This window comes from Streptomyces sp. NPDC047971 (genome assembly GCF_040653355.1).
Lineage (GTDB): Bacteria > Actinomycetota > Actinomycetes > Streptomycetales > Streptomycetaceae > Streptomyces.
In genome coordinates, this window is record NZ_JBEZNW010000011.1 from 137,858 (window position 1) to 162,816 (window position 24,959).

Below are 24,959 nucleotides of genomic sequence, written 5' to 3' on the forward strand. Positions count from 1 at the left end.
CCCCTCCAGGTCCCCGTCAGCGGCGCAGGCCCACGAAGGCGCGGCCCGAGGCCCGCCAGGTGAGGGACCGTGTCCATCCGGCGTCCGAGGCTTCGACGCACAGGGCCCGGGTGCCGAGCCGGGCCCACCGGAAGGGAGTTCCCCGGCCGCCGCGGCCGTCGTCGACATGGACCTCGACGCGCTCGTCGACATCGGCGGTGGCGACCTCGACCAGCAGGGAGCCGACCGGGGAGGCCAGCTCCGCGGCGCGGCGCAGCAGGGCGCCCGGGTCGCCCCCGATGCCGATGTTGCCGTCGATGAGCAGGACGGTGTCCCAGCGGCCCTCGTCGGGCAGGGGATCGAAGACCGACCGGCACAGGGCCCTCCCGCCCGCGCGCACCGTCCGGTCCACCGCCTCGGGGGTGACGTCCACACCCAGCGCCCGCTGCCCGCGGGCGGCGAGGGCGGCGACGAGACGGCCCGGCCCGCAGCCGATGTCCAGGACGCGTCCCGCGCAGCGGGTCAGCACCGTGGCGTCGGCCGCGTCGGGTTCGGCACACCAGCGCTCGACCTCCAGGGGCAGCAGCCAGCCGTCGCCCCGGCGCAGATAGAGCGGGCCCCGGCCGGAGCGGAGGGCCTCGGCGTACGGGTCCGCCCGCCAGGCCAGGGCGGGCTCGGTCACCTGGGCGGTCATCGCGCCGCCGCGCACAGGCCACCGTGGAGGGCGGCGAAGCGTGTGCCGGGCAGGGCGGCCGCGACCCGGGCCGCGTCGTCCGGGGTGTCCACGTCGCGCAGTGCGGGCAGGTCCCGAACCGCCCGGCCGGACGCGGTGAGCCGCCGGCGCTGCTCCCGCCCGGTGTGCGCCACCGACATGGGGACGCCGAGGAGCAGCGCCGGATCGGGCTCGGCCAGGCCGAGCGCCCAGAACCCGCCGTCGTCGGCCGGCCCGAACCAGGCGTCCGCCTCGCCGAAGTCCAGGCCCCGGGCGAGCAGGTCGGGGGTGACCTGCGGGGTGTCCATGCCGATGAGCAGGGCAGGGCCGTCCACGTGGGAGAAGGCCGCGGCCAGCCGGGCGTCCAGGCCGCCGGCACACTGCGGGACGACCTCGACGCCCTCGGGCAGCCAGGACCCCGGGTGCCCGTCGAGTACCAGGACACGGCGCTCGGCGGGGGCGGCGAGCACGGCCGCCAGGGTGTCCTGGAGCGCGGCTCGGGCCAGCGCGGCCGCCTCCTCGGGGGTGAAGTGCGGGGTCAGACGGGTCTTGACCCGTCCGGCGACGGGGGCCTTGGCGATGACGAGAAGGGTGCTCATACGGAGACCTCCCCGGCCGCGACGGGCCGTGCGCCGGGTGGCTCCGCGAGCACCCGGCGCATGTCGCGTACGGCATGCCAGGTGCCCCGCCAGGTCCCGGTGACCTTCGACTTCCCCGAGCGGGGCAGGTAGGGGACGGCCGTCTCGGCCACCCGCCAGCCCGCGTCGGCCGCCCGTACCACCATCTGCAGCGGATAGCCGCTGCGCCGGTCGGTCAGGCCCAGTCCGAGGAGGGCCTCCCGGCGCGCCACCCGCATCGGCCCGAGGTCGTGCAGGCGCAGCCCGGTGCGGCGGCGCAGCATCCGCGCGAGGGCGAGGTTGCCGGCCCGCGCGTGCGCGGGCCAGGCGCCGAAGCCCTGCGGGCGGCGTCGCCCGAGCAGCAGGTCGACCTCGCCCGCCGCCACCCGAGCGGCCATGGGGGCGAGGAGCCCGGGGTCCATCGAGGCGTCGCAGTCGCAGAAGCCGACCAGGTCGGCGCGGGCCGCGAGCAGCCCCGCGTGGCAGGCGGCACCGAAGCCGCGTCGGCTCTCGTGCACGACGGTCGCGCCGAGGCCGCGGGCGATCTCCGCGGAGCCGTCGGTCGAGCCGTTGTCGACGACGATGGCCCGCCACCCGGCAGGCACCCGCGCGAGCACCCAGGGAAGCGCCTCGGCCTCGTCGAGGCACGGCAGTACGAGGTCCGCGAGGGGCGGTGTACAGGCAGATGAAGTCACCCTCCACACCGTAGGAATCCGGGACCGGCAAAGGGCGCTCCGAGACCTTACGAAACGCGGACACCCTCTCCGGCGAGGGCAAGCCGCGGTACGGCGGGGCCCGGACGGGTGACAACCTGGGGCCATGGCAGTGAGCGATGGGGAGCGGGCGTACGAAGGCCACCGGGACGACGGCGGCGGGGAGACCGGTGCCGTGGGCGGTGTCCTGGTCGTGGACGACGATCCGACCGTCTCGGAGGTCGTGGCCGAGTATCTGAAGCGGGCGGGTTTCGCCGTCCGCCTGGCGGCGGACGGGCCGGGCGCGCTGCGCGCCGCCGAGGAGCTCCGGCCCGACCTCGTGGTGCTGGACCTGATGCTGCCCGGCATGGACGGGCTGGAGGTCTGCCGCCGGCTGCGCGCGCGGGAGCACGGCGGCCCGCCCGTCCCGGTCGTCATGCTGACCGCGCGAGGCGACGAGGACGACCGGATCCTGGGCCTGGAGGTGGGCGCGGACGACTACGTGACCAAACCCTTCAGCCCGCGCGAGCTCGTCCTGCGGGTGCGGTCGGTCCTGCGCCGCGCAACGGCCGCCGAACCGGCCGGCGGGCAACGGCTCGAAGCGGCGGGGCTCCGCGTGGACCCGGCGGCCCGCCGGGTCGCCAAGAACGGCAGCGAGATCGCCCTCACCCTGCGGGAGTTCGATCTGCTCTCCTACTTCCTGCGGCATCCGGGGCAGGTCTGCGACCGGGAGCGGCTGATGCGCGAGGTCTGGGGCTGGGACTTCGGGGATCTGTCCACCGTGACCGTCCATGTGCGCCGGCTTCGCGGAAAGGTCGAGGACGATCCGGCGAACCCGCGCCTGATCCAGACCGTCTGGGGCATCGGCTACCGCTTCGAGGCGTCCCCGGACACGTCGGCCGCCGGGACGGCGGTGGACCGTGCGTGACCTGCTGCTGATCGCCCTGTACGCGTTCCTCGGCGCGGGCGCCGCCGGCCTCCTGGGAGCGGTGGCGCTGCGTGTCCTGCGGCGCCGGAGCGTCGCGGTGTCCCTCGCCGTCGTCGCCGCGGTCGCCGTGTCCGCGATGCTCGCCGGGACGCTCGCGGTGGCGTGGGCGATGTTCCTGTCCTCGCACGACCTGGCCGTGGTGACCATGGTCGTCGCGATGGCGGCCGTCGTGTCGCTGGGCACCGCGCTGCTCCTGGGCCGCCAGGTCGTACGGCGCTGCCGCGAACTCGTCGGCGCGGCCCGCGGCTTCGGGGAGCGGGGCACGTTCACGGCCCCGCCGGTCCCCGCCCCCGCCGAGTTCGCGGCCCTCAGCCGCGAGCTGGCCCTCACCAGCGAACGGCTGGCCGCCTCCCGGGAACGCGAACGGGCCCTGGAGACCTCCCGGCGCGAACTCGTGGCATGGATCTCGCACGACCTGCGTACCCCGCTGGCCGGGTTGCGCGCCATGTCGGAGGCGCTGGAGGACGGCGTGGCGGCCGACCCCGCCCGCTACCACCGTCAGATGCGCACCGAGGTCGACCGGCTCAACTCCATGGTCGGGGACCTCTTCGAACTCTCCCGCATCCATGCGGGCGCGCTGTCCCTCAGCCCCACCCGGATGTCCCTCTACGACCTGGTCGGGGACGCCTTGGCCGGCGCCGACGCCCTCGCCCGCGAACACGGCGTGCGTCTGGCGGGCGGGAACGTCGCGCCGCTGCCGGTGGAGGTGGACGGCAAGGAGATGACCCGGGTCCTCTCCAACCTCCTGGTGAACGCCATCCGTCACACCCCCGCCGACGGGACGGTCGCGATCGCCGCCGAACGCCGGGCGGACGCGGTGGTGCTCTCGGTCACCGACGCCTGCGGTGGCATCCCCGAGGAAGACCTTCCGCGCGTCTTCGACACCGGCTGGCGCGGCAATCCGGCCCGTACCCCTCCCTCCGGGGCGGGCCTCGGACTGGCGATCGTCCGGGGCATCGTCGAAGCCCACGCGGGCCGGGCCGACGTCCGCAACGTCTCCGGCGGCTGCCGCTTCGAACTGACCCTGCCGGCGCCGGCCTCCTAGGCAGGGTCCGGCCGTCCGCCCGCAGGGTTTCGCGAGCCAGGAGCGGCAATCCGGACACGACCCGGCCCCGGTTCGGGCGGGGCCGGACGGTGGATGCCCGGCCCGGTTCGGGCCGGGGGCCCTACGGGCGGCGGGTGAGTACGGCCTCCCGCGGGAGCCGGCCCTCCGTGCGGGCGGCGAGTTCGGCCATGCCGTCGGCGAACGGCACCGCGGGACGCCAGCCCAACTCGCGCCGCAGCCGCGCCGAGTCGGCGGTGATGTGCCGGACGTCGCCCAGCCGGTACTCGCCGGTGACGACCGGGGACGGGCCCGCGCACGCGGCGGACAGCGCCCGCGCCATGTCGCCGACGGTCCGCGGATCGCCGCTCCCGACGTTGTACGCCGTGAAGGCCCGCCCGTCGTCCAGCGCCTCCAGCGCCATCGCGTTGGCCGAGGCCACGTCCCGTACGTGGACGAAGTCCCGCCGCTGGCCGCCGTCCTCGAAGACGCGCGGCGACTCGCCGCGCGCGAGCGCGGACCGGAAGAGGGCGGCCACGCCCGCGTACGGGGTGTCCCGGGGCATCCCCGGCCCGTAGACGTTGTGATAGCGCAGCGAGATCACGCGTCCGTCGATCGCCCGGGCCCATGAGGCCGCGAGGTGTTCCTGCGCGAGCTTGGTGGTGGCGTAGACGTTCCGGGGGTCCATCGGCGCGTCCTCGGCGACCAGGCCCGGTGCCAGGTCGGCGCCGCAGTCCGGGCAGCGCGGCTCGAACCGGCCGGCCCTCAGGTCGGCCTCGGCGCGCGGTCCGGGCCGGGTCACGCCGTGCGCGGCGCACGCGTACCGTCCCTCGCCGTAGACGACCATCGATCCGGCGAGCAGCAGCCGGCGCACCCCGGCCCGCGCCATCCCGGCCAGCAGGACCGCCGTGCCGAGGTCATTGGCGGACACGTATCCGGGCGCGTCCCCGAAGTCCTTGCCCAGGCCCACCTTGGCCGCCTGGTGGCAGACGGCGTCGACCCCGGCCAGGGCGTCCCGCACCGCCTCCGGATCCCGTACGTCCCGTCCGTCCTCCGCCAGGTCGAGGACCACCGGCTCGTGGCCCGCCCGGCCCAGCTCGGCGACGACGTGCGAGCCGACGAAGCCCGCTCCTCCAGTCACAAGTACACGCATTCCCCGACGCTATGCCGCGCGTGCCGGGGCGGGGCGCCCGACGAGCCGTACGTCATGGACCGGTAAGAAGATCCCGGCCGACGAGGCGCGTTCGCCGCCGTCGGCCGGGTGCGTCATCCGCGCGGGGTCACCAGGAGGACTTCGTCACGCCCGGAAGGAAGCCGGCGTGGGCCTGCTGCCGGGCGCGCACCCGGGAGAGGCCGAACTTCCTCAGGTGGCCGCGGGGGCGGCCGTCGACGCTGTCGCGGTTGCGGACCCGGGTCGCGCTGGCGTCGCGCGGCTGCCTGTCCAGTTCCGCCCGGGCGGCTCCGCGCTCCTGAGCGGTCGACGAGGGGCGGCGGATGATCGCCTTCAGTTCGGCCCGCCGGGCGGCATGGCGCGCGACGGTCTCCTTGCGCTGCTCGTTCCGCGCGATCTTGCTCTTCTTCGCCATCAGACCTTCCCTCCGCGGGCCCGGATCCGGGCCACCGCCGCCTCGACGCCGATCACGTCGATCGTCTTGATCGCCTTGGCGCTCAGGGTCAGCCGGACGTGCCGTCCCTCGCCGGCCAGCCAGTAGCGCTTGCGCTGGATGTTGGGGTCGAAGCGGCGCGAGGTGCGCCGGTGGGAGTGGGAGATGGTGTTGCCGAAGCCCGGCTCGGCGCCGGTCAGCTGGCAGTGGGCGGACATGGGTGTTATTTGCCTCTCTCTGCGGTCATCGCTTATTGGAAATGAAAACCGTTCCCGTATACTAGCGTCATGGCACGCAACGAACTCCGTCCGGTCATCAAGCTCCGCTCCACCGCGGGCACCGGATTCACGTACGTCACCCGCAAGAACCGCCGCAACGACCCCGACCGGCTGGTGCTGCGCAAGTACGACCCCATGGCCGGTCGACACGTCGACTTCCGCGAAGAGCGCTGACCGCGAACCCGCCCCGAACACGAAGGACACCACCGACATGAAGCCCGGCATCCACCCCGCCTACGGCCCCGTCGTCTTCCGCGACACCGCCTCCGGGACCGCCTTCCTCACCCGCTCCACCATGACCGGCCCGAAGACGATCGAGTGGGAGGACGGGCACACCTACCCGGTCGTCGACGTGGAGATCTCCTCCGCCAGCCACCCCTTCTACACAGGCACCGCCCGCGTCATGGACACCGCGGGACGCGTCGAACGCTTCGAGCGCCGCTACGGGGCCCGTTGATGGCGCGGGACCCGCGACTGCCCGTCGTCATCGTCGCCGGGCTCCACTCCGACGCCCGTGCGGAGGTGGTCGGCCACCTCCTGCGGGCCGTCCCCGGCAGCGTCGCCCTGCACCACGACCTGACGGCTGCGGCGGACGGTGCGGTGCGCCGCCTGATCCGCGACGCCGACGGGCTCCTGTCCGAGGGCCACACCCCCCTGGTCGACGACTGCGCGTGCTGCGCGCTGCGCGAGGACCTCGTGCCCGAGCTGAAGCGGCTGGCCGGAACCGGACCGACCCGGCTCGCGGTGGTCGAACTGTGGGATTCCGTGGAGCCGAAGGCGATGGCCGAGGTCGTCGCGTCACACGGCGGCGACGACCTGGTCCTCACCAATGTGATCACCGCGGTGGACCCGGCCCTCGTGCTGCCGTACCTCGCCAACGGCGACGACCTCGCCGAGACCGGCCTCGCCGCCGCCCCCACCGATCAGCGCACCGTCGGGGACACCTGGGCCCGGCAGCTGGAGTACGCGCCGGTGCTCGCCGTCGTCGACAACGAGGAGGCCGACGACGAGGACCACGCGCTGCTCGCCCAACTGCACCCCACCGCACGCCGCGTGGCCGCGGGCTCGCACGATCTCGTCACAGCGGCCTTCGCCGGATTCGACGTCGAGGCCGCGGCGGCGGCGCAGCACCCCGCCTGCGCACTGCTGCCCCAGGACGCGGACGACGCCGGCGTGACCACGCTCGTCTGGCGCCGCCGCCGGCCCTTCCACCCCGAGCGCCTCTACCGGGCCCTGGAGGACCTGTGCTGCGCCGCCGCGCGCAGCCGCGGCCGGTTCTGGCTGGCCGATCGCCCCGACACCCTGCTCGCCTGGGACGCCGCGGGCGGAGCGCTGTGCGTGGAGAGCGCGGGCCCCTGGCTGGCCTCCCTGCCCGACGCCGCCTGGGAGATGGTCCCGCCGATGCGCCGGGCGGCCGCCGCCCTGGACTGGCATCCCGAGCACGGCGACTGCTGCCAGCACCTCGTCTTCACCTCACCCGGTCTCGACCGCGACGGACTGGAACGACTCCTGGAGTCCTGCCTCCTCACCGACGAGGAGTACGCGGGTGGGCGCGACGGGTGGAAGCGCCTCCCCGCCGCCTTCGACTCCCTGCTCGACGCCGCCTGACCCCACCCACCCCACCCACCCCACCCACCCCACTGCCCCCACGACGGACTCGACCCGAGGAGCGCCGCCATGGCCCGCCGCCAGGACCCCCGCAAGCCCGTGAAGTCCCGCCCCAACCCGCTCGACGCGGCCGGGATCACCTACATCGACTACAAGGACACCGAGTTGCTGCGGAAGTTCATCTCCGACCGCGGCAAGATCCGCAGCCGCCGCGTCACCCGGGTCACCGCCCAGCAGCAGCGGCAGCTCGCCGCCGCCATCAAGAACGCCCGCGAGATGGCGCTGCTGCCGTACGTCAGCCGGTAGGGCCCCGTCGCCTCACCGCCCGTCCCGCCATTCCGGAACGGGGGGCGGGAGCGCGGCACTTCGCGATTCCGCCCCCCTCTCCCGCGTGGCGGGGGAACTCAGGCCAGGGCGGGAGCCCGGGTGAGGGTCCCGCGCGCCGCCGCATCCGCGTCCGGGCGCACTGCCGGCCGGGGATCCTCCTCTCCCCGCAGCAGGGCGATCAGCGAGGCCCGGGCCCGCGCCACCCGCGAACGGACCGTGCCGACGGGACAGCCGATGGCTTCGGCGGCCTCCGCGTACGGCAGGCCCAGGAGCTGGGTGAGGACGAAGGCGTCCTTCCGCTCGGCGGGTATCGCGGAGAGGAGTTCGGCGAGGGCGATGCCGTCGTCGAAGCCGGGAAGCCCCCGCGGCTGGGTGTGCTCGGCCTCCGCCTGCCAGTCGTCGTGGTGGGACAGCCGGGGCCGGGCGGCCGCGTGGCGCACGCTGTCGACCACGGTCCTGCGCGCTATGGACAGCAGCCAGGTACGGGCCGAGGAACGGCCCTGGAACCTCGGCAGCGCGGCGAGCGCGCGGAGGAACACCTCCTGGGTGAGGTCGTCGGCCGCCTGGCGGTCGGCGCTGAGATAGGCCACGTACCGCCAGACGTCGCGGTGCAGGGCGCGGACGAAGAGGTCGGCCTTGGCCGGGTCGCCGTCCCGTGCCGCCAGCGCGAGCAGTGTCGTCGCGGCGTCGGTCTCGGCCGTGTGCGGGGCAGGGGACGTTCTCGTCGGTTCCTGCTGGAGGGTGTCATGGGCAGGGGTCATCGCCACAAGTCCTTACGAGGCAAGGGGAATCCGGCGTCGCGCGCACGCGCCACCGGTGACTGGGGTACGGCCCGCCCGGAACGGCGTGGCCGATGCCCGGGTGACGGACGTGCGCCGTCGGGCCCGGGAAGCCGGCTGTCAGAGGACAGCGATCGCCTGCGGGGGACCCCGGGTGACGACGGAGTGGGCGAGCAGCAGCCGACTCGGAGCGCGCTCGTCACCGGCCCGGACAAGCCGGAGCCGGGGCCGGGACACGGCGACGGCGGAGACGGTGGTGAACAGCAGCCGCAGCGGCCGGAACAGCGCCGCGGGCAGCGCCCGCAGCAGCCGGAAGGCGGCCCGTTCCCCGTACGCCAGCCACAGCCCGCTCACGACGGCGGCGAGCAGGTGCGCCGACACCATGCCGAAGGACGAGGACAGGTCCGTCATCTCGTGGGTGCTCGCGGAGCCCGCGGCCGACGCGTGGGACATGGCCATGTGGCCCATGTGCCCTTGTCCCATCACCGTGTTCGCGGTGTGCGCGTGCGCGTCACCGGCCGGCTGGGACCACGAGAAGACGGTGTGCAGCACGCTCTGCACGGCCACGGTCGTCGCCGTGACGACGAACGGGCCGCGCTCGCGGCCCGCGAGGGCCCAGGCGACGGTCACGGTGCCGACGAACGCGAGGGCCAGCGCCCAACCGGGCACGCTCCGCTCCGACATGAGGACGTGGCCGGTGGCCGCGAGCAGCACACAGAGCGCCGCGAACGTCGCGGCACGCACTCCTCGCGAACATCGGCCCGGTGTCATGACCCGCCCATCCTTGCACCCCTCCCGGGAGTTGTGAGTGCGGTTACGGTTCGCACGAGTGGCGCGTTCAATCCGCCGGGTCATGCGTACGCGACTGTGGCGCACGCCACAAGAGCGCCTCGGGAACCTCCGGCCCCCTCGACACGACTTCCTGGAGAGCGACCCCCGGACGGCCCGGGCGCCGCGGGGGAGGAACGTCGCGTGAGGACCGCAGGCACGGCGGCATCGAGCGGAGCCCGCACCGGGCGCGGCGCGGTGCGCGGACCGACCGCGCTGCTGACGACCGCCATGGCCTTCTCGATGATGCAGCTCTTCCTCATCGGGGCGCTCGGCCCGCACCTCGTCGACCGGCTCGGCGTCTCGGAGACGCTGCTCGGCCTGACCACGACGGTCGGCTTCGGCACCGCCGCCGTCCTCTCGCCGGTGGGCGGACGCGTCGTGGACCGGATCGGCCCCCGCCGGGCGCTGGTGGCGCTCCTCCTGGTCTCGGGGGCGGCCCTGGGGCTGATCGGCGCGGCCCCCGGCGCCGCCCTGCTGCTCGCGGCCGTCGCGCTCGGCGGTCTGCCGCAGGCGCTGGCGAACCCGGCGACCAACAAGGCGATCCTGGCCGCGGTCCCGGCACCCGAGCGGGGAGCGGTGACCGGTGCCAAACAGTCCGGCGTCCAGCTCGGCGCCTTCGCGGCAGGGCTGCCGCTCGCGGCGGCGGCGGGGGTGATCGGCTGGCGGGGCGCGGTGTGGGTGGCCGCCGGGGCGGCCCTTCTCGCGGCGCTGTGGGCGTGGCGGGTGCTGCCGGCGGACCAGCCGCCCACGGGTGGCGCCCGTCCGCTCGCATCGGCGCCCTCCGGCGGTCTCGTGCCCTGGCTCGCGGCCTTCTCGCTCTTCCTGGGCGCGGGCATCGCCTCCGTGAACACGTACGTGGCGCTGTTCGGCGCCCAACGTCTCGGCATGGGACCGGCCGTGGCGGGGGTGCTCGTCGCCGTCCTCGGCGTCGCCGGGATCGTGGGGCGGGTCGGCTGGTCGCGTGCCGCCACCCCCCGCCGGGCCCCCTGGCTGCCGAGCCTGCTCGCGGGAGGGGCCGTCGGCGCCGCCGCGCTCCTGGCCGCGGCCGTGCGGGTCGAGCCGCTCGTGTGGGTGGCCGCCGTGGCGGTGGGTGTGTTCGCCGTGTCCGGCAACGCCGTTTCGATGGTGCTGGTGATGCAGCGCTCCGCGCCCGGCAGGGCTGGGCAGGACTCGGCGCTGGTCGCCGCGGGCTTCTTCGCCGGGTTCGCCGTGGGGCCGCCGGTGTTCGGACGGCTCGCGGAGGACGGGAGGTACGGCGAGGGGTGGGTCCTGGTCGCCGTCGAGTTCGCCCTCGCCGGGGCCGTCGCCCTCGTCTGGGCCCTCAGGGACCGCCGCACGACGAGGAGTGGTCCGAAGTGACCGCCGGAGGCTGGGCCGAGGACGCCCTCGGCCTCCTCCACCTGCGGGTCGGGGAGACCGTCGAGCAGGTGGGCGACCGCTTCCCGCTCCACGCCGATCCGGCCGACGGCCACTGGACGACCACGCGACGAGGGTCGTGGACCGGAGGCTTCTGGGCCGGACTGCTCTGGTTGCGTGCCCGGCACACGCGGAGCGACGGAGACCGCGCGGTGGCGACGGCCGTCACCGCGCGCCTCGCCCCCTGGGCCGAGGCAGACACCGCGACCCGGGGCCTCATCCTCTGGTACGGCACGGCCCTGGCGACCGGGGACGCGGCGGCCCGTGCCCTGCGGGAGCGCGCGGCGAAGGCCGCGCTCGGCGACCTGGACGACAGGCTCGGCCTGATCCCGTGGGGCTCGGCGCTCGGCGGTCCCCGACCGCGTGCCCGGGTGGACGGGGTCCCCGGTCTCGTACCGCTGCTCGCCACCGCCGGGCCGCGGGGCCGGGCCGCCGCGGCGGCCCACCTGGACCGCCACCTGGACCTGTGCCTGCCGCGCGAGAGCGGCCGGCGCCCCACACCGGCATGGCGATGGGAGCCGCGATCCGGCTGGGGGCCCGAACCGGACCCGCGGCCGGGCTGGACCAGGGGTGAGGCGTGGCTGCTGCTCGCGGTCGCGGACGGTCTGCTGCGGGAGGGGAGGGCGGAGGAGCGTTCGTGCCTGTCCCCGGATCGGGCCCACCGGCCTTGGGACCGGCCTCTCCGGCCCGTGGACCGGTCCCGCCCGTCACCGGACCGGACCCATGGGCCCACAGACCGGACCCATGGGCCCACGGACCGGTCCGACCGGCTCCCGGACCGGCTCGGCGGTGCGGCCGAACAGCTCCTCGACAGCTGCGCGTTCCTCACAGGCCCGCTCGTTCCGCCCGCGCGGGCCCACCACCCCGACGGCCCCCTGGACACCTCCGCCGCCGCCATCACGGCGGTCGCCCTGCTGAAGCTGGCGCTCGTCCCCGGTGCCGCGTGGGCCTCCGGGTGCGCGGACCGCGCGGAAGCCGTCCTGCACCGGCTCGCGCATGCCCACCTCACCCGGCCGGGAGGGGTCCGCCCGGCCGGCATGCTTCTCGACGGCTGCTACGACCCGCACAGCGGCACGGCCGTCCGGCACGAACTGGTGTGGGGGGACTTCTTCCTGGCCCTCGGGCTCTCCGCGCTCCTCGGGCGGGTCGACCTCAGACGGGTGTGATTCCGGAGAGCGACCGGCTCCGCAGGACGCGCCGGGCGACGGACGACACGTGCTGCTCGTCGGGCCCGTCGAGGATGCGGGCCGTCCGTCCCGTGCGGAACAGCGCGGGCAGCGGCGTGTCGGGTCCGAGACCGGCCGCGCCGAACACCTGCACGGCACGGTCCGCCACGTCCTGGAGCGTGCGGGCCGCCGCCGTCTTCGCGAGCCCGACCTCCACGTGGGCGTCCCGCCCCGCCGCGACCAGGGCCATCGCCTCGTACACCAGCGGCCGGGTCGTCCGCAGCGCCAACAGGCTCTCGAAGAGATGCTGTTGGACGAGCTGACGATCTCCGATGGGCCCCCGTGCCCCCTGCCGTTCCGCGGCCCGGTCGCACATGAGGTCGAAGGCCCGCTGCGCCTGGCCGACCCAGCGCAGAGCCCGCAGCGTGCGCCCCAGTTGGAGGCGCTCGCCCGCGACGGCGAGCGCCCGGCCGGGTTCGCCCACGAGATGGTCCTCGTCGACCTCGACGTGGTCCCACTCGATCTCGTACTGCCCGGTCGCGCCCAGCACCGGTAGTTCGCGCACGACACGGAAGCCGGGGGAGGAGGTGGGGACGAGGAGGAGGGACAGGCCGTCGCGGTCCCCGGGCGAGCCGCCGGTCCGGACGAGCACGGTCACCAGGTCCGCGTCGGCCGCGTTCGAGACGAACCACTTCCGCCCCGTGACGCTCCACCCGCCGCCGGCCCGCCGCTCCGCACGGGTCGTGGTGAGCGCGGGCTCGGTGCCGGGCCTGTCCGGCTCCGTCATCGCGTAACAGGCACGGAGGTCCCCGGCGACGAGACGGGCGAGGTACTCCCCGCGCACCCGCCCCGATCCGTGCCGGGCCAGGGTCGTGACGTCCAGCAGGGACGCCGATCCCAGGGCCGCGGGGCCGTGGTCGCTGGCGCCCTCGGCCTCGGCGAGCGACGCGTACGCGCTCAACGGGAGCCCGCCGCCGCCCAGTTCGGAGGGGAGGGGGAGTGCCCACAGACCTGCCTCGCGTGCCCGCTCGCGGAACCCGCGCCGCAGCTCCGCGGCGGACGAGCCACCGGCGTCGAGCCCGCTCTCGTACGGAAAGACCTCGTCGCGGACGAAGGCGGCCACCCGCCCGCGCAGCCCGTCGACATCCGTCACGTCATGATCCATCACCGTTTCTGCCTCCATAGCGGGAACTCGACAGAACACGCGTCCGACTGTCTGTCCGTGGAGGTGGTCGGGCGAACCGGCCCGCCAGTTCCCGCGACCGTGACACCCCCCCCGCGCGCCGCCCCGCGCGGCGCCCAGGAAGAGGAGAGGCATGGCGTCACCAGCGACCACGCACACCGCCGTCCGCCGTCCGCTCGACGCCCTGACCTTCGGGATCGCCGGCCCCCCGGCGCTGACCGGGGTCGTCGCCGACCATCTGCGGCGGCTCGGGGCGGGGGCGCGGGACGGCGGCGGCGAGGACATCACGCTCGGCGGCGGCGGGTTCACGCCCGTCACCGCCCGCACCGCCTGGGGTGCGGCCGGGTCGGGCGTCGACGACGAGGCCACCGCCCAGGCCGTCACCGGCGTGATGGCCGTCCACGGCCGACGGCACGGGGCGCCGCGCGGCCTGGGCGTCGACCACCTGGCCGCCGCCACCGGCGTGCTCACCGTCCAGGGCCTGCTCGCCGGACTCGTCGGCCAGGCGCGCGGCGGACCGGCGGCCCCGGTGCGGACGACGGCCGACCGTGCCGGGCTGCTCACCGTCTCCCAGTACCTCGCCGCCGCCGGGGCCGACGAACCGGAAGCCGTCGAACCCGCCCCCGGAGGACCGCCGTTCGCCTCCGCGGACGGTGTCCTGTTCGAGCTGGAGACGCTCGATCCCGGCGCCTGGGCCGCCTTCTGGCGCGCGTTGGAGGCTCCCGCCGAAGCGATACGAGCGGGCTGGCGGCCCTTCCAGTTCCGGTACGCCACGGCCTGCGCCCCCCTGCCCGAGATCCTGCACGAGGTGACCCGGCGCCACTCCTGGGCCCGGCTCGGCCGGGCGGCCGGCGCATCCGGGGCCGAGGTGTGCCGGCTGCGCACCCTCGCCGAGCGGGCCGGCGAGGACGACGGAGCCGACCCGTGGACACTGCGGGCCCTGGGCGCGGGGCACGGGGCGAGCGCCCCCGCGCCCCCACGTCCCCACGGGCCGGAGGCGGGCCAGCCGGAGGCGGGCCGCCCGCTGGCGGGTCTGACGGTCCTGGAGGCGGGTCGCCGCATCCAGGCCCCGCTCGCCGCGCACCTGTTGGGGCTGCTCGGCGCCCGGGTGATCCGGATCGAGCCGCCGGACGGCGATCCGCTCCGGGGGATGCCACCCGCCTGCTCCGGCGTCTCGGCCCGCTGGCTCGCGCTCAACCGGGGCAAGGAGGCCACCGAGATCGACATCAAGTCGCCCGACGACCGGCGTCGTCTGCGCGAACTCGTCGCCGAGGCCGATGTGTTCCTGCACAACTGGGCCCCGGGCAAGGCCGCCGGACTCGGACTCGACGCCGAGCACCTGGCCGCGGTGAACCCGTCCCTCGTCTACGCCTACACCGGAGGCTGGGCGGACCGGCTCGACGACGCCCCCATGGGCACCGACTTCATGGTGCAGGCCCGTACCGGAGTGGGCGAGGCCGTCCACCCGGCCGACGAGCCCCCCGCGCCGTCCCTGATGACCCTGCTCGACGTCCTGGGCGGCCTGCACGGCACCGAGGCCGTCCTCGCGGGGATCCTCCTCAGGGAACGCACCGGCCACGGCGTGCGGGTCGACTCCTCGCTGCTCGGCGCGGCCGACACCCTGCTCGCCCCCACCCTGCGCCGGGCCGCCGCCGGAGGCGACCCCCGGCGCCCGGCCGGCTTCCGGCACCCGCTCGCCACGGCGGACGGCTGGATCGCGCCGGCCGACGACAGCGCGCGGGCCGCCGCCGCGTACGAGGTACGGGGGATGTGCACCGAGGACGCCCTGCACCGGCTGCGCTCCGACGGCCTCACCGCCACCGCCGTGAGCACCGACCTGTCCGCCCTCCCCCACGACCCGCGCCTGTCCGGCTCGATCAGCCGGGACGCGCACGGTGCCCTCGCCGTTCCCGACCCCTGGAGCTTCGTGTGACCGTCGCCCTGACCGACCTGCTGCCCGCCGGACTCCGCCGCTCCTGGGCCGTGGACGGCACCTGTCCTGACCTCGACCTGTACAGCCTCTTCCGGGCCCGCCAGATCGCGGACCTGCACCGCACGGCGATCCTCGACGCCAAGGGCAAGCTCTGCTACACGGCGCTGGACCGCAGGGTCCGGGGTCTGGCCGAGGGCCTGCGCGGCCTCGGTGTCGGCGCGGGGGACGTCGTCGCCGTACAACTGCCCGACCGGCGCAACGCCGTCATCGCGGATCTGGCCCTCGCCGCGCTGGGCGCGGTCGCGCTGCCCTTCCCGGTCGGTCGCGGTGCCGTGGAGGCCGAGTGCCTGCTGCGCCGCTCCGAGGCCGTGGCCGTCATCGCCGCCGTGGAGCACCGGGGCCGGACGCACGCCGCCGACCTGGCCGCGCTCGCGTCCGCGCTGCCCGCGCTGCGGCACGTGATCGCCGCAGGGCCGGGCGAGGTGCCCGAGGGGACGATCCCGCTCCGAGAGCTGCTGCGGACCGATCCGGCCGGCTTCGTCGCGGCCCGCCCCCACCCCGACAGCGCGGCCCGCATCCTCGTCTCCTCGGGATCGGAGGCGGAGCCGAAGATGGTCGCGTACTCCCACAACGCGCTGGCCGGCGGGCGCGGCAACTTCCTCGCCTCGCTCATGCCCGACGACACCCCGCCCCGCTGCCTCTTCCTCGTGCCCCTCGCCTCGGCCTTCGGCTCCAACGGCACCGCCGTCACCCTCGCCCGGCACGGCGGCACCCTCGTCCTGCTCGACCACTTCACCCCCGAGGCCGCGCTGGACGCCATGCGCGAGCACAGCCCCACGCACGTCCTCGGCGTCCCCACCATGATCCGGATGATGCTGGAGCACCTGGAGGGGACGGGCGAGGCCGGTCCCGGCCGGGCGGTGACGGGCGGTCCCGTGCCCGCCCCCACCGGTCCCGTGCCCGCCCCCACCGCGCTCGTGCTCGGCGGCGCCCCGCTGGACGAGGTCACGGCCACCGCGGCAGCCGCGGCGTTCGGCTGCCGGGTCGTGAACCTGTACGGCTCCGCCGACGGGGTCAACTGCCACACCGGGCTGGAGCACACGGTCCCGCCCACCGACCGGTCCGGGGTCGTCGCGGGCCGGCCGGACCCGCGTGTCGCGGAGATCGTGGTCGCCGACCCCGAGACCCACGAGCCCCTGCCCGACGGCGGCATCGGCGAGATCGTCTCGCGCGGGCCCATGACCCCCCTCTGCTACGTGGCCTCCCCGGACCTCGACGCCCGCTACCGCACCCCCGACGGCTGGGTGCGCACCGGGGACCTCGGATACCTCGACGAGGAGGGCGTCCTGCACGTCGTCGGGCGTCTGAAGGACGTCGTGATACGCGGCGGCGCCAACATCAGCCCCGCCGAGGTGGAACGCGAACTGGCGGGTCACCCGTCGGTGCGGGACGTCGTGTGCGTGGGTGTCCCGGACCCGCTGATGGGGGAGCGGCTGGCCGCCTGCGTGGTGACCAGAGGGGCGCAGGCGCCGGCACCGGCCGAACTGGGGGCGTATCTGGCCGTGCGCGGTGTCGACCGGTACAAGCACCCGGAGCACGTGCTGGCCCTGGACGCGCTGCCGCTGACCGCCGCCGGCAAGCCGGACCGCGCCGCGCTGAGGCGCCGGGTCCTGGAGGAGCGGGACCGCGAGACGGCCGGGGGCGTGACGGCCGGGGCGTGACGGAGGGGAGGGCCGCGTGGTGGCGCGGCCCTCCCCTCCCGTCGTACGGGCCCGGTGTCAGGCTCCGTTCATGGCCTTCTTCAGCTCGGCCGCCGCGTTCCGGTAGACCGCGAGCAGGTCCAGGTCCTCACCCGGGTAGTTCACGATCCGCACCTGCTTCGCACCCGAGTCCGGCAGTACGGGTCCGGTCGACATGTGGGCGTTGTCGAGGACCAGGGCGGGCTTCTTCGCGGAGAGCATGGCCAGTTGGGACGGGGTGACCGGCTCGGGGCCGTAGGCGCCGACCGTGGTCGCGCCCGCGAGGCCGGCGGCCCAGCCGGTGAACGCCTGGGTGACGACGGCCGGGCTCCTGCCGCCCGGCCATGCGGCCTTCAGCTCTCCGTTGAGCTTGGTGACCTCCCCGTCGAGGCGTGTCTTCCACTGCGAGGCCGCGTCCTTGGTGCCGAACAGGCCGCCCAGGCGGGTGATCTCGGCCCCGGCCTTGGCCGGGTCGTTGTCGAGGTTCACCTCGACCAGCTTCGCCTTCGATCCCGCCGCCTCCTTGATCTTGGCGGCGTACGGCTCGAACGGCGCGTACAGCACGAAGTCCGCCTTGGCGACGGCGGCCAGGTCGGAGGGCTTCGGGTCGTAGTCCGGCGCGTGGTGCACCGACTGCGGCACGATCACCGTGATGTCCTCGGCCCCGGCGGCCTTCGCGAAGGCGCCTTCCCAGGTGGTCGTCACGACGACCACCGGCTCGCGCCCGGCGGCCCTCTGTCCGGTGGAGGAGGAGGCGGAGCCGTCCTCGCCCCCGCATCCGGTGAGGAGCGGGAGCGCCGCGCTCAGTGCGACGAGGGAAGTGAGGCGGACGGTGCGGACGCGGGTGCGCGCCATGAGTGGTCTCTCCGTTCGGGAACGAGGTGCGCGGCGAGGACGACGGCCCCCGCCGTGAGGACGAGGACCGGCCCGGGGGGCCAGTCCAGCCACAGGGCCAGCAGAAATCCGCTGAGGTTGACGGCGACACCGATGCCGACCGCCCAGAGGGTGATCGACCCCAGGGAGCGGCCGAGGCGCCGGGCGGCCAGCGCGGGCAGCAGGGTGAGGGCGTCGACCAGGAGCGCCCCGGTCAGCTTGATCGCCCCGGCGACCGCGACCGCGACCAGGACGAGCAGCGCGGTGGTGAGGAAGCGGACCGGCACCCCCGAGCACTGGGCGAGCTCGCGGTCGTACAGCAGCAGCGCCACATCACGGCGGCGCCACCAGAACAACGCCGGTACGAGGACGGCGAGGGCGCCGAGGACGACGAGGTCGGCGGTGCCGACCGACAGGATCGAGCCCCACAGCAGCGCGAACGCCCCGGAGGCGTTGACGCCGGACACGGCGAGGACGAGCAGCGCCGCGGCGATGGCCAGACTCATCAACAGGCCCATGGCGCCCGAGAGTCCGTCCGGGGTGCGGGCGAGGGGTGCGACCCCCGCCCCCGACAGGGCGCAGGCCACCAGCGCGCACAGCATCGGGTCGAGTCCGGTCAGCAGCCCGACGGCGATGCCCAGGAGGGCCACGTGCATCATCGCGAACCGCACCGGCATGATGTCGAGCCCGACGATGACGACCCCGATCACCGGCAGACCGACGGCCGCCAGGAGCAGGGCCGCCCCGGCGCGTTGCACGGGCAGGAGCTGGAGCATGGCGCCGAGGTCGGCGGCGGCGAGGGTCGTCACCTCGCCTCCCGCAGCCGGCCGGCGGCCATCTCCAGGACCCTGTCGCACCGCGCGGCGAGCGCCCGGTCGTGGGTCACGACGACGAGGGTGACCGGCAGCGCGGTCAGCACGTCGGCGGCCTCCTCCTGTCCCGCGAAGTCGAGTGCGGCGGTCGGCTCGTCGGCCAGCAGCACCTGAGCCCCCGCGGCCACGCAGCCGATCGCCCGTGCCAGGTACATCCGCTGCAACTGTCCACCGGACAGCGTGTCCACGGGCCGCGCGGCGAGCGCGCCCACCCCGAGCCTCGCCGCCGCCTCGGCGGCCTCGGCCGACGCGCCACTACTGGCCAGGAGTTCGTCTGCGCGCAGCGGGAACCGCCCGGTGGCGGGCTTCTGCGGAATCCACGCGCACGAACGCCGTCGCCACGCCCACTCCGCGGCGGAGCGCGCCCCGCGTCCGCCGACCTCGATGGTGCCGCTGGTCTGCCGGTGCAGGCCGAGGACCGCGCGCAGCAGCGTCGTCTTCCCCGACCCGTTCGTGCCGGTCAGCGCGACCCGCTCGCCGGCGGCGATGTCCAGGTCGACGCTCACGACGGCCTCGTTGCGGCCATGCCGGCAGGCGACGTCGCGCATGCGTATGTCCAGTCCGCCCATCCTCTGCCTTTCACCGCTCGCGTGGAGGTGCGTGGAGGAGGTCGGACGCGGGACCCGCCCAGTTCCCGCGGTGTGCGCCGGAACTCGCGGCGGGATCCTCACCCGATGTGGCAGATTGCCTGTCGGCCCGAGCGACCAGGTCGACCCCGTACGAACGAGACGAAGAGGCACCAGGACCATGGCCGGCGAGTACGGACTCAAGCGGTACTTCGACGCCGACGCGGCGCGGCTGCTCGGCGGAAGGATCAGGGCCGTCCAGCCCGGGTTCGACGTGGAGGGCTACGCGGCCGAGGTCGATTCGCGCATTCCCGGCAAGGAGCTGAAGGACCGCGTCCTCGTCCTGGCCGAGGGCCTGCGGACCCGGCTGCCCGCCGACTACGCCGACGCCGTGCCGGTCCTCCTGGCGATCCTCGGCGACGAACTCGCCGAGGGCGAGGGCATGTTCACGAACAGCTGGTTCCTGATGCCGGTCGCGCGATTCGTCGAGGAGTACGGCCTCGACCACCCGGATCTGTCGCTGGACGCCATCGAGGAGATCACCAAGCGGCACACGGGCGAGTACGCGATCCGGCCCTACGTCGAACAGCACTACGCGCCGACGATGGAGCGCGTCGCCCACTGGGCGCGGAGCCCGAGTCACCACGTGCGGCGCCTCGCGAGCGAGGGGATCCGCTCCCACCTGCCCTGGGCCCGGACCCTGACGATGTTCGTCGAGGACCCCCGGCCGGTCCTCGAGATCCTCGAACCGCTGCGCAGCGACGGCTCGGAGTACGTGCGCAGGTCCGTCGCCAACAACCTGAACGACATCTCCAAGGACGCACCCGGTCTCGCGCTCGCCACCGCGCTGCGATGGATGGAGGAGAGCCCCACCCCGGAGACCGGCCGGATCGTCACGCACGGACTGCGCACGCTGGTGAAGAAGGGCGACCAGCAGGCCCTCGCCCTCCTGGGGGCCACGGGCGGCGAGCACGTCCGCGTGCCCCGGCTGAGTCTCACGCCCGGGTCGGTGGCCGTCGGGGACACCCTGCTCATCGGCTTCGACATCGAGAACACCGACGGCCGGGCACACCGCGTCGCGGTCGACTACGTCGTGCACCACGTGCGGAAGAACGGCCGCAGCACTCCCAAGGTCTTCAAGCTGGCCACCCTCGAACTCGGCCCCGGCGAGCGGCGGTCGCTGGAGAAGAGCCACGCGATCAGGGAGGTGCGGACCCGCCGGTACTACGCGGGTGAGCACACGGTCGACATCCAGGTGAACGGTCTCGTCCGGGCCACCGGCCGATTCGACCTGCGCACATGAGCGCCGTCCGGAGGGCGCGGGCCCTCCGGACGGCGTGCGCGGGGCCGTGTCCGACCGCGGTCCGGTGCGTCCCGGCGTCGTCCGGCGAGCCCGGCCCGTCTCAGCCGGTCGTCGCCGGGGGAGTGCGGCCGAAATGGCGGGCGGTCGGCACCAGGGCCGCCGCGGCCGGTACGAGGAAACAGGCGGCGGCGCAGACCGCCAGTACGGTCGTGACCCCGAGGAACGCGATGGCCGGGGCGATCAGGGCGAGGCCGACCGGAGCGAGGCCGTAGGACACCAGGAAGTCCAGCGAGGAGACGCGGGCCAGCTTGTCCGGGGCGACCTCGCGCTGGGTGGCCGTGAACCACGGGACGTTGAACAGTTCGATCCCGATCCCGGCGACGGCGTACGCGGCGACGACCACGAGCGGGTGGACGGGCAGCATCAGGCTCAGCGGCGCGAAGCCGTACGCGGCGAGTCCCGCGAACGCCGCCCAGCCCTGTGAGCGCGGCCGCCAACGGGCGATGACCAGGGCGCCGGCGAGCGCGCCGACGGTGTACGCGGTCATGGCCGCGGCCAGTACCCACTCGGTGTCGTAGCGGTCCCGGCTGATCAGCGGCAGCGCGACGCTCGTGGCGGAGTAGCCGAGGGCGATCACGGCGACGAGGGCGCCGAGTCCGGCCAGGAACCACGGGTGGCGACGCGCCTCGCGTATGCCGTCCAGGAACTCCGTACGGAAGCCGGCGCGTCGGACGGGTTCGGCGGCGGGCTCCTCCGCCGCGGCGGGCGTGGCACTGCCCCTGCCCGGGAGGAGGGCGGCGACCAGCCAGAGCAGACCGATGCCGAGCAGCAGCGTCCCGACGTCGAGGAAGGCGGCGAGCAGCGCGGTCAGGGTGGGTCCGGCGAGGGTGGAGCTCCGTACCGCCATGGTCATCGCGGCGTTGGCCTGCTGACGGTGCTCGGGGTCCACCGTCTCGGCGGTGAGCGCCTGGAAGGCGGGGCGGCAGGCGCCCTGTCCGGCGCCGGCGAGCGCGGCGGCGGCCGTCATCAGCACGAGCGAACGGCCGAGACCGGCGGCGAGGAGCGGGGCCGCCACGGCGGCCGCGAGGGCGGACCAGAGGACCACCGCGCGACGGGAGTGCCGGTCGGCGAGAACGCCGCCGACGGCGACGGCGACGAGGAAGCCGACGGTACGGGCGGCGAGGACCAGGCCGAGGCCCGCGGCGCCGAGGTCGCGGTGGAGCACGGCGAGTCCGAGCACGAAGGGCAGGGCCCAGGTCGCGAGCCCCGAGGCGGTGGTGCCCGCCCACAGACGCAGGAACGCGGGGTCGCGGAGGACCGAACGCGGCGGAGGAGCGGCGGACTTGGGCGCTGTCGGTGTGGGTGTGGTGGTCACGGTGGGGTCGCTCCTCGGGGATGGGGCGCGGTTCGGCGAACCGCACCCTGGAGTGGTTAATGAAAATGATTGTCGTTACAGTACCCTCTCGAACGCGGCACTCCTGCCCGGTGCCGCGCCCTGCCACCAGACCGGAGAACCCATGCGCCACCCCGCCCGTCTCGGTATCGCCCTGACCCTCGCCCTCGCCACCGCGGGCTGCTCGACCGCGGCCGGCGGCGGCTCCGGCACGGACGCCGAGCCCGCCGCCCAGGCGGTCTCCGTCACCAGCTGCGGCCGCCAGCTCTCCTTCGCCGCCCCGCCGCAACGCGCCGTCGCCCTGGACCAGACCTCGACCGAGACGCTCCTCGAACTCGGACTCCAGGACCGGATGGCGGGAACCGCCAACCTCAAGACGAAGATCCCCGCGCGGTACCAGGCCGCCTACGCCGAGGTCCCGGTCATCGCCCCGAAGATCGCCACCGGCGAGCAACTGCGCTCCGCCACACCCGACTTCGTCGTCGCGGGGTCCGCCGACCTCTACACCGGGGACCGCGCCGGAACCCGCGAGGAGCTCGGATCCCTCAAGGTCCCCACCTTCGTCAGCGCCGTGGACTGCCCGAAGCAGAACCCGGCCGGCAAGACCCCCTTCGAGCTGCTCTTCTCCGACTACGAGAACCTGGGCAAGGTCTTCGGCGCCGAGGAGCGCGCACGCGCGCTCGCGGCCGACCAGCGCGCCGCCGTCGCCACGGCGGGGGCGAACGCCTCCAAGGTCCCCCAGGGAGCCGACCGGCCGACCGTCGTCTACCTCTACTCCGTCTTCAACGGGATGCCGTACGTGGCGGGGAAGACCGGACTGCCCAGCGAGATGAGCCGGATCATCGGCGCGAAGAACGCCTTCGACGACGTCGACGAGGACTGGCCGGAGGTCTCCTGGGAGGAAGTCGCCGAACGCGACCCGGACTTCATCGTGATCGGCGACCTGTCCGAGCGCGGCCGGCCCGGCGACAGCGCCGCCGAGAAGCGCGCCGCGATGACCCGGCACCCGGTGATCTCCCGGCTGGCCGCCGTCCGCGACGACAAGATCCTCACCGTGCCGGGCATCGAACTCGACCCGTCCGTACGCTCCGTCCACACCCTCGGGCTGCTCGCCCAGGGCATGAAGGACCTCGGACATGTCCGCTGAACCCGACACCCGGAGCGGGTCCGTCGACCTGCTGCTCCCGGTGGCCCGCGGACGGGTGGCGACGGAACCCCCGCCCGCGGGACCGGCCGCACCGGCCGGCCGGTCCGGAGCGTCCCGCGCTGCCCTCCTGCTCCTCGCCACGGGAGCCCTGGCGGGCTCGGTGGCGGCGGCGGTGGGCATCGGAGTCGCCGACGTGGGCTGGACGGACCTCGGCCGCGTCCTCGGCTCCCGTCTCGGCCTGGACGTCCGCCCCCTGCCCCCACTGGTGGACTCGCTGGTCTGGGACCTGCGGCTGCCCCGAGTGCTGATGGCCGCGCTCGTCGGAGCCTCGCTCGCCGTCTGCGGCACGGTTCTCCAGGCCGTCACCCGCAACGCCCTCGCCGACCCCTACCTGCTCGGAGTCTCCTCCGGTGCGTCGACCGGTGCCGTCACCGTCGTCGTCCTCGGGGTCGGCGCGAGCACCCTCGGAGTCACCGGCGGCGCGCTCGCCGGCGCGCTGCTCTCCTTCGGCCTGCTCCTCCTGCTGCTGCGGCGCACCGGCCTCGATTCCGTACGGATCGTCCTGACCGGTGTCGTGGTCGGCCAGCTCTTCACCGCGCTGACCTCGCTCGTCCTGATGGCCTCCGCGGACGCCGACACCACGCGGGCCGTCACCCACTGGCTGCTCGGCTCGATGGCGCCCGCCCGCTGGGACACGGTCGCGGTCTGCGCCGTCGTCACCCCGCTGGGGCTGCTCGCCGCCTGGCTCCGCTCCAACGCCCTGGACGGGCTGGCGTTCGGCACGGACACCGCCGCGTCCCTCGGGATCGGCGTCCGGCGCACGAGGATGCTCCTGCTGGTGGTCACGGCCGCGCTGACCGCGGTCGCGGTCGCCACCGTCGGCGCCATCGGCTTCGTCGGGCTGATCGTGCCCCACGGCGTCCGCTTCCTCGTCGGGCCGCTGCACCGCGTGCTGCTGCCGTACGCGGCGCTCGCCGGCGCGGTGTTCCTCGTGTGGACGGACGCGCTGGCACGGATCGCGTTCGCACCGCGCGAGGTTCCCGTCGGCGTGATCACCGCCCTGCTCGGCGTACCGCTCTTCCTCCTCGTCCTGCGCAAGCGGGGTGAACTGTGAGGATCACCGCCGAGAAGCTGAGCTGGTCGGTGGCGGGCACCCCCGTCGTCCGCGAGGTCGCCCTGGACATCGCCCCCGGGGAGACGGTCGGACTGCTCGGACCGAACGGCTCGGGGAAGTCCTCGCTGCTGCGCTGCCTGGCGGGCCTGCGGATCCCCGACGCGGGCACGGTCCGCTACGACGGAGAGTCCGTCGGGGACTGGAGCGCGCGCCGCATCGCCCGCCATGTCGCCTTCGTCGAACAGGACTCGGGCGCCGACAGCGATCTGCGGGTCGCGGACGTCGTGGGCCTGGGGCGGACCCCGTTCCGGGACCGCTGGCGCGGACCCGACGCCACCGACCGGGCCGTGGTCGCCGCCGCCCTGGAACGCGTCGGACTCGCCGCGCTCGCCGGCCGCTCATGGAAGGCGCTGTCGGGCGGCGAGCGCCAGCGCGCCCACATCGCCCGCGCGCTGGCCCAGCAGCCGTACGCACTCCTCCTCGACGAGCCCACCAACCACCTCGACGTCAAACACCAGTTGGAACTGATGGAACTGCTGGCCGGCACCGACAGGACGGTCCTGGTCGCGCTGCACGACCTGACGCTCGCCGCCCGGTACTGCGACCGGCTGCTGCTCCTGCACCACGGCCGCCTGATCGCCTCCGGCGCACCCGCCGCCGTCCTGACCACCGAGCGGCTCGCCGAGGTCTTCGAGGTCGACGCGGCACTCACCACGGACGCGCTGGGACACCCGGCCGTCACCTACCGCCGGCCGCTCGGCAGCCCCCTCCCGGCACCCCGGCCCACCCCCTGAGAA

27 protein-coding genes are annotated in these 24,959 nt (G+C 74.9%); 14 read left to right on the forward strand and 13 right to left on the reverse strand.

Annotated elements, in window-relative coordinates; genetic code table 11:
* Nucleotides 1-16: 16 nt before the first annotated feature.
* From AB0D99_RS13800 to AB0D99_RS13810, 3 genes are read right to left on the reverse strand one after another with little or no spacing between them, the layout of a single operon-like run.
* A complete protein-coding gene (locus tag AB0D99_RS13800; RefSeq protein WP_362360041.1) occupies nt 17-673 on the reverse strand; it encodes a methyltransferase domain-containing protein in 657 nt (218 codons plus the stop codon).
* A complete protein-coding gene (locus tag AB0D99_RS13805; protein WP_362360044.1) occupies nt 670-1,290 on the reverse strand; it encodes a DUF2064 domain-containing protein in 621 nt (206 codons plus the stop codon). Before AB0D99_RS13805 ends, AB0D99_RS13800 begins: the two co-directional genes overlap by 4 nt.
* On the reverse strand, nt 1,287-2,003 hold the full coding sequence (locus AB0D99_RS13810; protein WP_362360047.1) for a glycosyltransferase family 2 protein: 717 nt from the start codon (nt 2,001-2,003) through the stop codon (nt 1,287-1,289). The genes AB0D99_RS13805 and AB0D99_RS13810 overlap by 4 nt, the downstream gene beginning before the upstream one ends.
* A 124-nt stretch (nt 2,004-2,127) precedes the next feature.
* Here AB0D99_RS13810 and AB0D99_RS13815 point away from each other — a divergent pair, with 124 nt between their 5' ends.
* The gene (locus tag AB0D99_RS13815; RefSeq protein ID WP_362360050.1) at nt 2,128-2,928 is read left to right on the forward strand and encodes a response regulator transcription factor; all 801 of its coding nucleotides are present in this window, start codon (nt 2,128-2,130) and stop codon (nt 2,926-2,928) included.
* Nucleotides 2,921-4,033, forward strand: coding sequence for a HAMP domain-containing sensor histidine kinase (locus tag AB0D99_RS13820; RefSeq protein ID WP_362360053.1), 1,113 nt, complete (start codon nt 2,921-2,923; stop codon nt 4,031-4,033). Before AB0D99_RS13815 ends, AB0D99_RS13820 begins: the two co-directional genes overlap by 8 nt.
* A 121-nt stretch (nt 4,034-4,154) precedes the next feature.
* Here the strand turns inward: AB0D99_RS13820 and AB0D99_RS13825 are convergent, their stop codons facing one another.
* The 3 genes from AB0D99_RS13825 to rpmB all read right to left on the reverse strand — a co-directional run bounded on the left by AB0D99_RS13825 (nt 4,155) and on the right by rpmB (nt 5,852).
* Nucleotides 4,155-5,183 (reverse strand): NAD-dependent epimerase/dehydratase family protein, encoded by a 1,029-nt coding sequence (locus AB0D99_RS13825; RefSeq protein ID WP_362360056.1) that lies wholly within the window; start codon nt 5,181-5,183, stop codon nt 4,155-4,157.
* Between the two features lie 127 nt (nt 5,184-5,310).
* Nucleotides 5,311-5,616, reverse strand: a complete 306-nt coding sequence (rpsN, locus tag AB0D99_RS13830; RefSeq protein WP_362360059.1) for a 30S ribosomal protein S14 — start codon at nt 5,614-5,616, stop codon at nt 5,311-5,313.
* Complete coding sequence (gene rpmB / locus AB0D99_RS13835; protein WP_362360062.1) at nt 5,616-5,852, reverse strand: 50S ribosomal protein L28; 237 nt, start codon at nt 5,850-5,852, stop codon at nt 5,616-5,618. Before rpmB ends, rpsN begins: the two co-directional genes overlap by 1 nt.
* Before the next feature lie 69 nt (nt 5,853-5,921).
* On the opposite strand from rpmB, the gene rpmG reads away from it, so the two are divergent.
* The 4 genes from rpmG (at nt 5,922) to rpsR (ending at nt 7,826) form a co-directional block, all read left to right on the forward strand.
* Complete coding sequence (gene rpmG, locus AB0D99_RS13840) at nt 5,922-6,086, forward strand: 50S ribosomal protein L33 (protein WP_362360065.1); 165 nt, start codon at nt 5,922-5,924, stop codon at nt 6,084-6,086.
* Nucleotides 6,087-6,123: 37 nt separating this feature from the next.
* Entirely contained in the window at nt 6,124-6,369 is a 246-nt protein-coding gene (locus tag AB0D99_RS13845; RefSeq protein ID WP_362360068.1) for a type B 50S ribosomal protein L31, read from the forward strand.
* Nucleotides 6,369-7,520: a GTP-binding protein gene (locus AB0D99_RS13850; RefSeq protein ID WP_362360071.1), complete on the forward strand. Its 1,152-nt coding sequence runs from the start codon at nt 6,369-6,371 to the stop codon at nt 7,518-7,520. Before AB0D99_RS13845 ends, AB0D99_RS13850 begins: the two co-directional genes overlap by 1 nt.
* Nucleotides 7,521-7,589: 69 nt before the next feature.
* Entirely contained in the window at nt 7,590-7,826 is a 237-nt protein-coding gene (gene rpsR, locus AB0D99_RS13855; RefSeq protein ID WP_362360074.1) for a 30S ribosomal protein S18, read from the forward strand.
* A 98-nt stretch (nt 7,827-7,924) separates the two neighbouring features.
* Here rpsR and AB0D99_RS13860 read toward each other — a convergent pair whose 3' ends face one another.
* Both AB0D99_RS13860 and AB0D99_RS13865 read right to left on the reverse strand, forming a co-directional pair.
* Complete coding sequence (locus tag AB0D99_RS13860; protein ID WP_362360077.1) at nt 7,925-8,608, reverse strand: sigma-70 family RNA polymerase sigma factor; 684 nt, start codon at nt 8,606-8,608, stop codon at nt 7,925-7,927.
* A gap of 138 nt (nt 8,609-8,746) precedes the next feature.
* Nucleotides 8,747-9,370 (reverse strand): hypothetical protein, encoded by a 624-nt coding sequence (locus tag AB0D99_RS13865; protein ID WP_362360080.1) that lies wholly within the window; start codon nt 9,368-9,370, stop codon nt 8,747-8,749.
* Nucleotides 9,371-9,598: 228 nt separating this feature from the next.
* On the opposite strand from AB0D99_RS13865, the gene AB0D99_RS13870 reads away from it, so the two are divergent.
* Nucleotides 9,599-10,816, forward strand: a complete 1,218-nt coding sequence (locus AB0D99_RS13870; protein WP_362360083.1) for an MFS transporter — start codon at nt 9,599-9,601, stop codon at nt 10,814-10,816.
* On the forward strand, nt 10,813-12,039 hold the full coding sequence (locus AB0D99_RS13875) for a sugar ABC transporter permease (RefSeq protein ID WP_362360086.1): 1,227 nt from the start codon (nt 10,813-10,815) through the stop codon (nt 12,037-12,039). The genes AB0D99_RS13870 and AB0D99_RS13875 overlap by 4 nt, the downstream gene beginning before the upstream one ends.
* On the opposite strand, the gene AB0D99_RS13880 is transcribed toward AB0D99_RS13875, so the two are convergent.
* Nucleotides 12,026-13,222: an acyl-CoA dehydrogenase family protein gene (locus AB0D99_RS13880; protein ID WP_362360089.1), complete on the reverse strand. Its 1,197-nt coding sequence runs from the start codon at nt 13,220-13,222 to the stop codon at nt 12,026-12,028. The genes AB0D99_RS13875 and AB0D99_RS13880 overlap by 14 nt on opposite strands.
* A 133-nt stretch (nt 13,223-13,355) precedes the next feature.
* On the opposite strand from AB0D99_RS13880, the gene AB0D99_RS13885 reads away from it, so the two are divergent.
* Together AB0D99_RS13885 and AB0D99_RS13890 are read left to right on the forward strand one after the other, a co-directional pair.
* Nucleotides 13,356-15,155 carry a CoA transferase gene (locus AB0D99_RS13885; RefSeq protein WP_362360092.1) on the forward strand — a complete coding sequence of 600 codons (1,800 nt, stop codon included), beginning with the start codon at nt 13,356-13,358 and terminating at the stop codon, nt 15,153-15,155.
* A complete protein-coding gene (locus AB0D99_RS13890) occupies nt 15,152-16,876 on the forward strand; it encodes a class I adenylate-forming enzyme family protein (RefSeq protein WP_362360095.1) in 1,725 nt (574 codons plus the stop codon). The genes AB0D99_RS13885 and AB0D99_RS13890 overlap by 4 nt, the downstream gene beginning before the upstream one ends.
* 57 nt (nt 16,877-16,933) lie before the next feature.
* Here the strand turns inward: AB0D99_RS13890 and AB0D99_RS13895 are convergent, their stop codons facing one another.
* Genes AB0D99_RS13895 through AB0D99_RS13905 form a run of 3 tightly spaced genes read right to left on the reverse strand, consistent with a single transcriptional unit; the run spans nt 16,934 to nt 19,208 of the window.
* Nucleotides 16,934-17,749 (reverse strand): zinc ABC transporter substrate-binding protein, encoded by an 816-nt coding sequence (locus AB0D99_RS13895; protein ID WP_362360098.1) that lies wholly within the window; start codon nt 17,747-17,749, stop codon nt 16,934-16,936.
* Nucleotides 17,698-18,576 carry a metal ABC transporter permease gene (locus tag AB0D99_RS13900; protein WP_362360101.1) on the reverse strand — a complete coding sequence of 293 codons (879 nt, stop codon included), beginning with the start codon at nt 18,574-18,576 and terminating at the stop codon, nt 17,698-17,700. Before AB0D99_RS13900 ends, AB0D99_RS13895 begins: the two co-directional genes overlap by 52 nt.
* Complete coding sequence (locus AB0D99_RS13905) at nt 18,573-19,208, reverse strand: ATP-binding cassette domain-containing protein (protein ID WP_362360104.1); 636 nt, start codon at nt 19,206-19,208, stop codon at nt 18,573-18,575. The genes AB0D99_RS13900 and AB0D99_RS13905 overlap by 4 nt, the downstream gene beginning before the upstream one ends.
* 178 nt (nt 19,209-19,386) lie before the next feature.
* Here AB0D99_RS13905 and AB0D99_RS13910 point away from each other — a divergent pair, with 178 nt between their 5' ends.
* The gene (locus tag AB0D99_RS13910; RefSeq protein ID WP_362360107.1) at nt 19,387-20,508 is read left to right on the forward strand and encodes a DNA alkylation repair protein; all 1,122 of its coding nucleotides are present in this window, start codon (nt 19,387-19,389) and stop codon (nt 20,506-20,508) included.
* 100 nt (nt 20,509-20,608) lie between these two features.
* On the opposite strand, the gene AB0D99_RS13915 is transcribed toward AB0D99_RS13910, so the two are convergent.
* A complete protein-coding gene (locus AB0D99_RS13915) occupies nt 20,609-21,883 on the reverse strand; it encodes an MFS transporter (protein ID WP_362360110.1) in 1,275 nt (424 codons plus the stop codon).
* A gap of 142 nt (nt 21,884-22,025) precedes the next feature.
* On the opposite strand from AB0D99_RS13915, the gene AB0D99_RS13920 reads away from it, so the two are divergent.
* The 3 genes from AB0D99_RS13920 to AB0D99_RS13930 are packed head-to-tail and all read left to right on the forward strand — an operon-like array spanning nt 22,026 to nt 24,956.
* Nucleotides 22,026-23,048: an ABC transporter substrate-binding protein gene (locus AB0D99_RS13920; RefSeq protein ID WP_362360113.1), complete on the forward strand. Its 1,023-nt coding sequence runs from the start codon at nt 22,026-22,028 to the stop codon at nt 23,046-23,048.
* Complete coding sequence (locus AB0D99_RS13925; protein WP_362360116.1) at nt 23,038-24,162, forward strand: iron ABC transporter permease; 1,125 nt, start codon at nt 23,038-23,040, stop codon at nt 24,160-24,162. The genes AB0D99_RS13920 and AB0D99_RS13925 overlap by 11 nt, the downstream gene beginning before the upstream one ends.
* Nucleotides 24,159-24,956, forward strand: a complete 798-nt coding sequence (locus AB0D99_RS13930) for an ABC transporter ATP-binding protein (RefSeq protein WP_362360119.1) — start codon at nt 24,159-24,161, stop codon at nt 24,954-24,956. The genes AB0D99_RS13925 and AB0D99_RS13930 overlap by 4 nt, the downstream gene beginning before the upstream one ends.
* The last annotated feature ends 3 nt before the right edge of the window (nt 24,957-24,959 follow it).

What these genes read in the sequence shown, in the direction of transcription:
- AB0D99_RS13800 (WP_362360041.1), bottom strand. Translation starts at nt 673, where the DNA reads ATGACCGCCCAGGTGACCGAGCCCGCCCTGGCCTGGCGGGCGGACCCG.
- AB0D99_RS13805 (WP_362360044.1), bottom strand. Translation starts at nt 1,290, where the DNA reads ATGAGCACCCTTCTCGTCATCGCCAAGGCCCCCGTCGCCGGACGGGTC.
- AB0D99_RS13815 (WP_362360050.1), top strand. Translation starts at nt 2,128, where the DNA reads ATGGCAGTGAGCGATGGGGAGCGGGCGTACGAAGGCCACCGGGACGAC.
- AB0D99_RS13825 (WP_362360056.1), bottom strand. Translation starts at nt 5,183, where the DNA reads ATGCGTGTACTTGTGACTGGAGGAGCGGGCTTCGTCGGCTCGCACGTC.
- rpsN (WP_362360059.1), bottom strand. Translation starts at nt 5,616, where the DNA reads ATGGCGAAGAAGAGCAAGATCGCGCGGAACGAGCAGCGCAAGGAGACC.
- rpmB (WP_362360062.1), bottom strand. Translation starts at nt 5,852, where the DNA reads ATGTCCGCCCACTGCCAGCTGACCGGCGCCGAGCCGGGCTTCGGCAAC.
- rpmG (WP_362360065.1), top strand. Translation starts at nt 5,922, where the DNA reads ATGGCACGCAACGAACTCCGTCCGGTCATCAAGCTCCGCTCCACCGCG.
- AB0D99_RS13845 (WP_362360068.1), top strand. Translation starts at nt 6,124, where the DNA reads ATGAAGCCCGGCATCCACCCCGCCTACGGCCCCGTCGTCTTCCGCGAC.
- AB0D99_RS13850 (WP_362360071.1), top strand. Translation starts at nt 6,369, where the DNA reads ATGGCGCGGGACCCGCGACTGCCCGTCGTCATCGTCGCCGGGCTCCAC.
- rpsR (WP_362360074.1), top strand. Translation starts at nt 7,590, where the DNA reads ATGGCCCGCCGCCAGGACCCCCGCAAGCCCGTGAAGTCCCGCCCCAAC.
- AB0D99_RS13860 (WP_362360077.1), bottom strand. Translation starts at nt 8,608, where the DNA reads ATGACCCCTGCCCATGACACCCTCCAGCAGGAACCGACGAGAACGTCC.
- AB0D99_RS13880 (WP_362360089.1), bottom strand. Translation starts at nt 13,222, where the DNA reads ATGGAGGCAGAAACGGTGATGGATCATGACGTGACGGATGTCGACGGG.
- AB0D99_RS13885 (WP_362360092.1), top strand. Translation starts at nt 13,356, where the DNA reads ATGGCGTCACCAGCGACCACGCACACCGCCGTCCGCCGTCCGCTCGAC.
- AB0D99_RS13895 (WP_362360098.1), bottom strand. Translation starts at nt 17,749, where the DNA reads ATGGCGCGCACCCGCGTCCGCACCGTCCGCCTCACTTCCCTCGTCGCA.
- AB0D99_RS13905 (WP_362360104.1), bottom strand. Translation starts at nt 19,208, where the DNA reads ATGGGCGGACTGGACATACGCATGCGCGACGTCGCCTGCCGGCATGGC.
- AB0D99_RS13910 (WP_362360107.1), top strand. Translation starts at nt 19,387, where the DNA reads ATGGCCGGCGAGTACGGACTCAAGCGGTACTTCGACGCCGACGCGGCG.
- AB0D99_RS13920 (WP_362360113.1), top strand. Translation starts at nt 22,026, where the DNA reads ATGCGCCACCCCGCCCGTCTCGGTATCGCCCTGACCCTCGCCCTCGCC.
- AB0D99_RS13925 (WP_362360116.1), top strand. Translation starts at nt 23,038, where the DNA reads ATGTCCGCTGAACCCGACACCCGGAGCGGGTCCGTCGACCTGCTGCTC.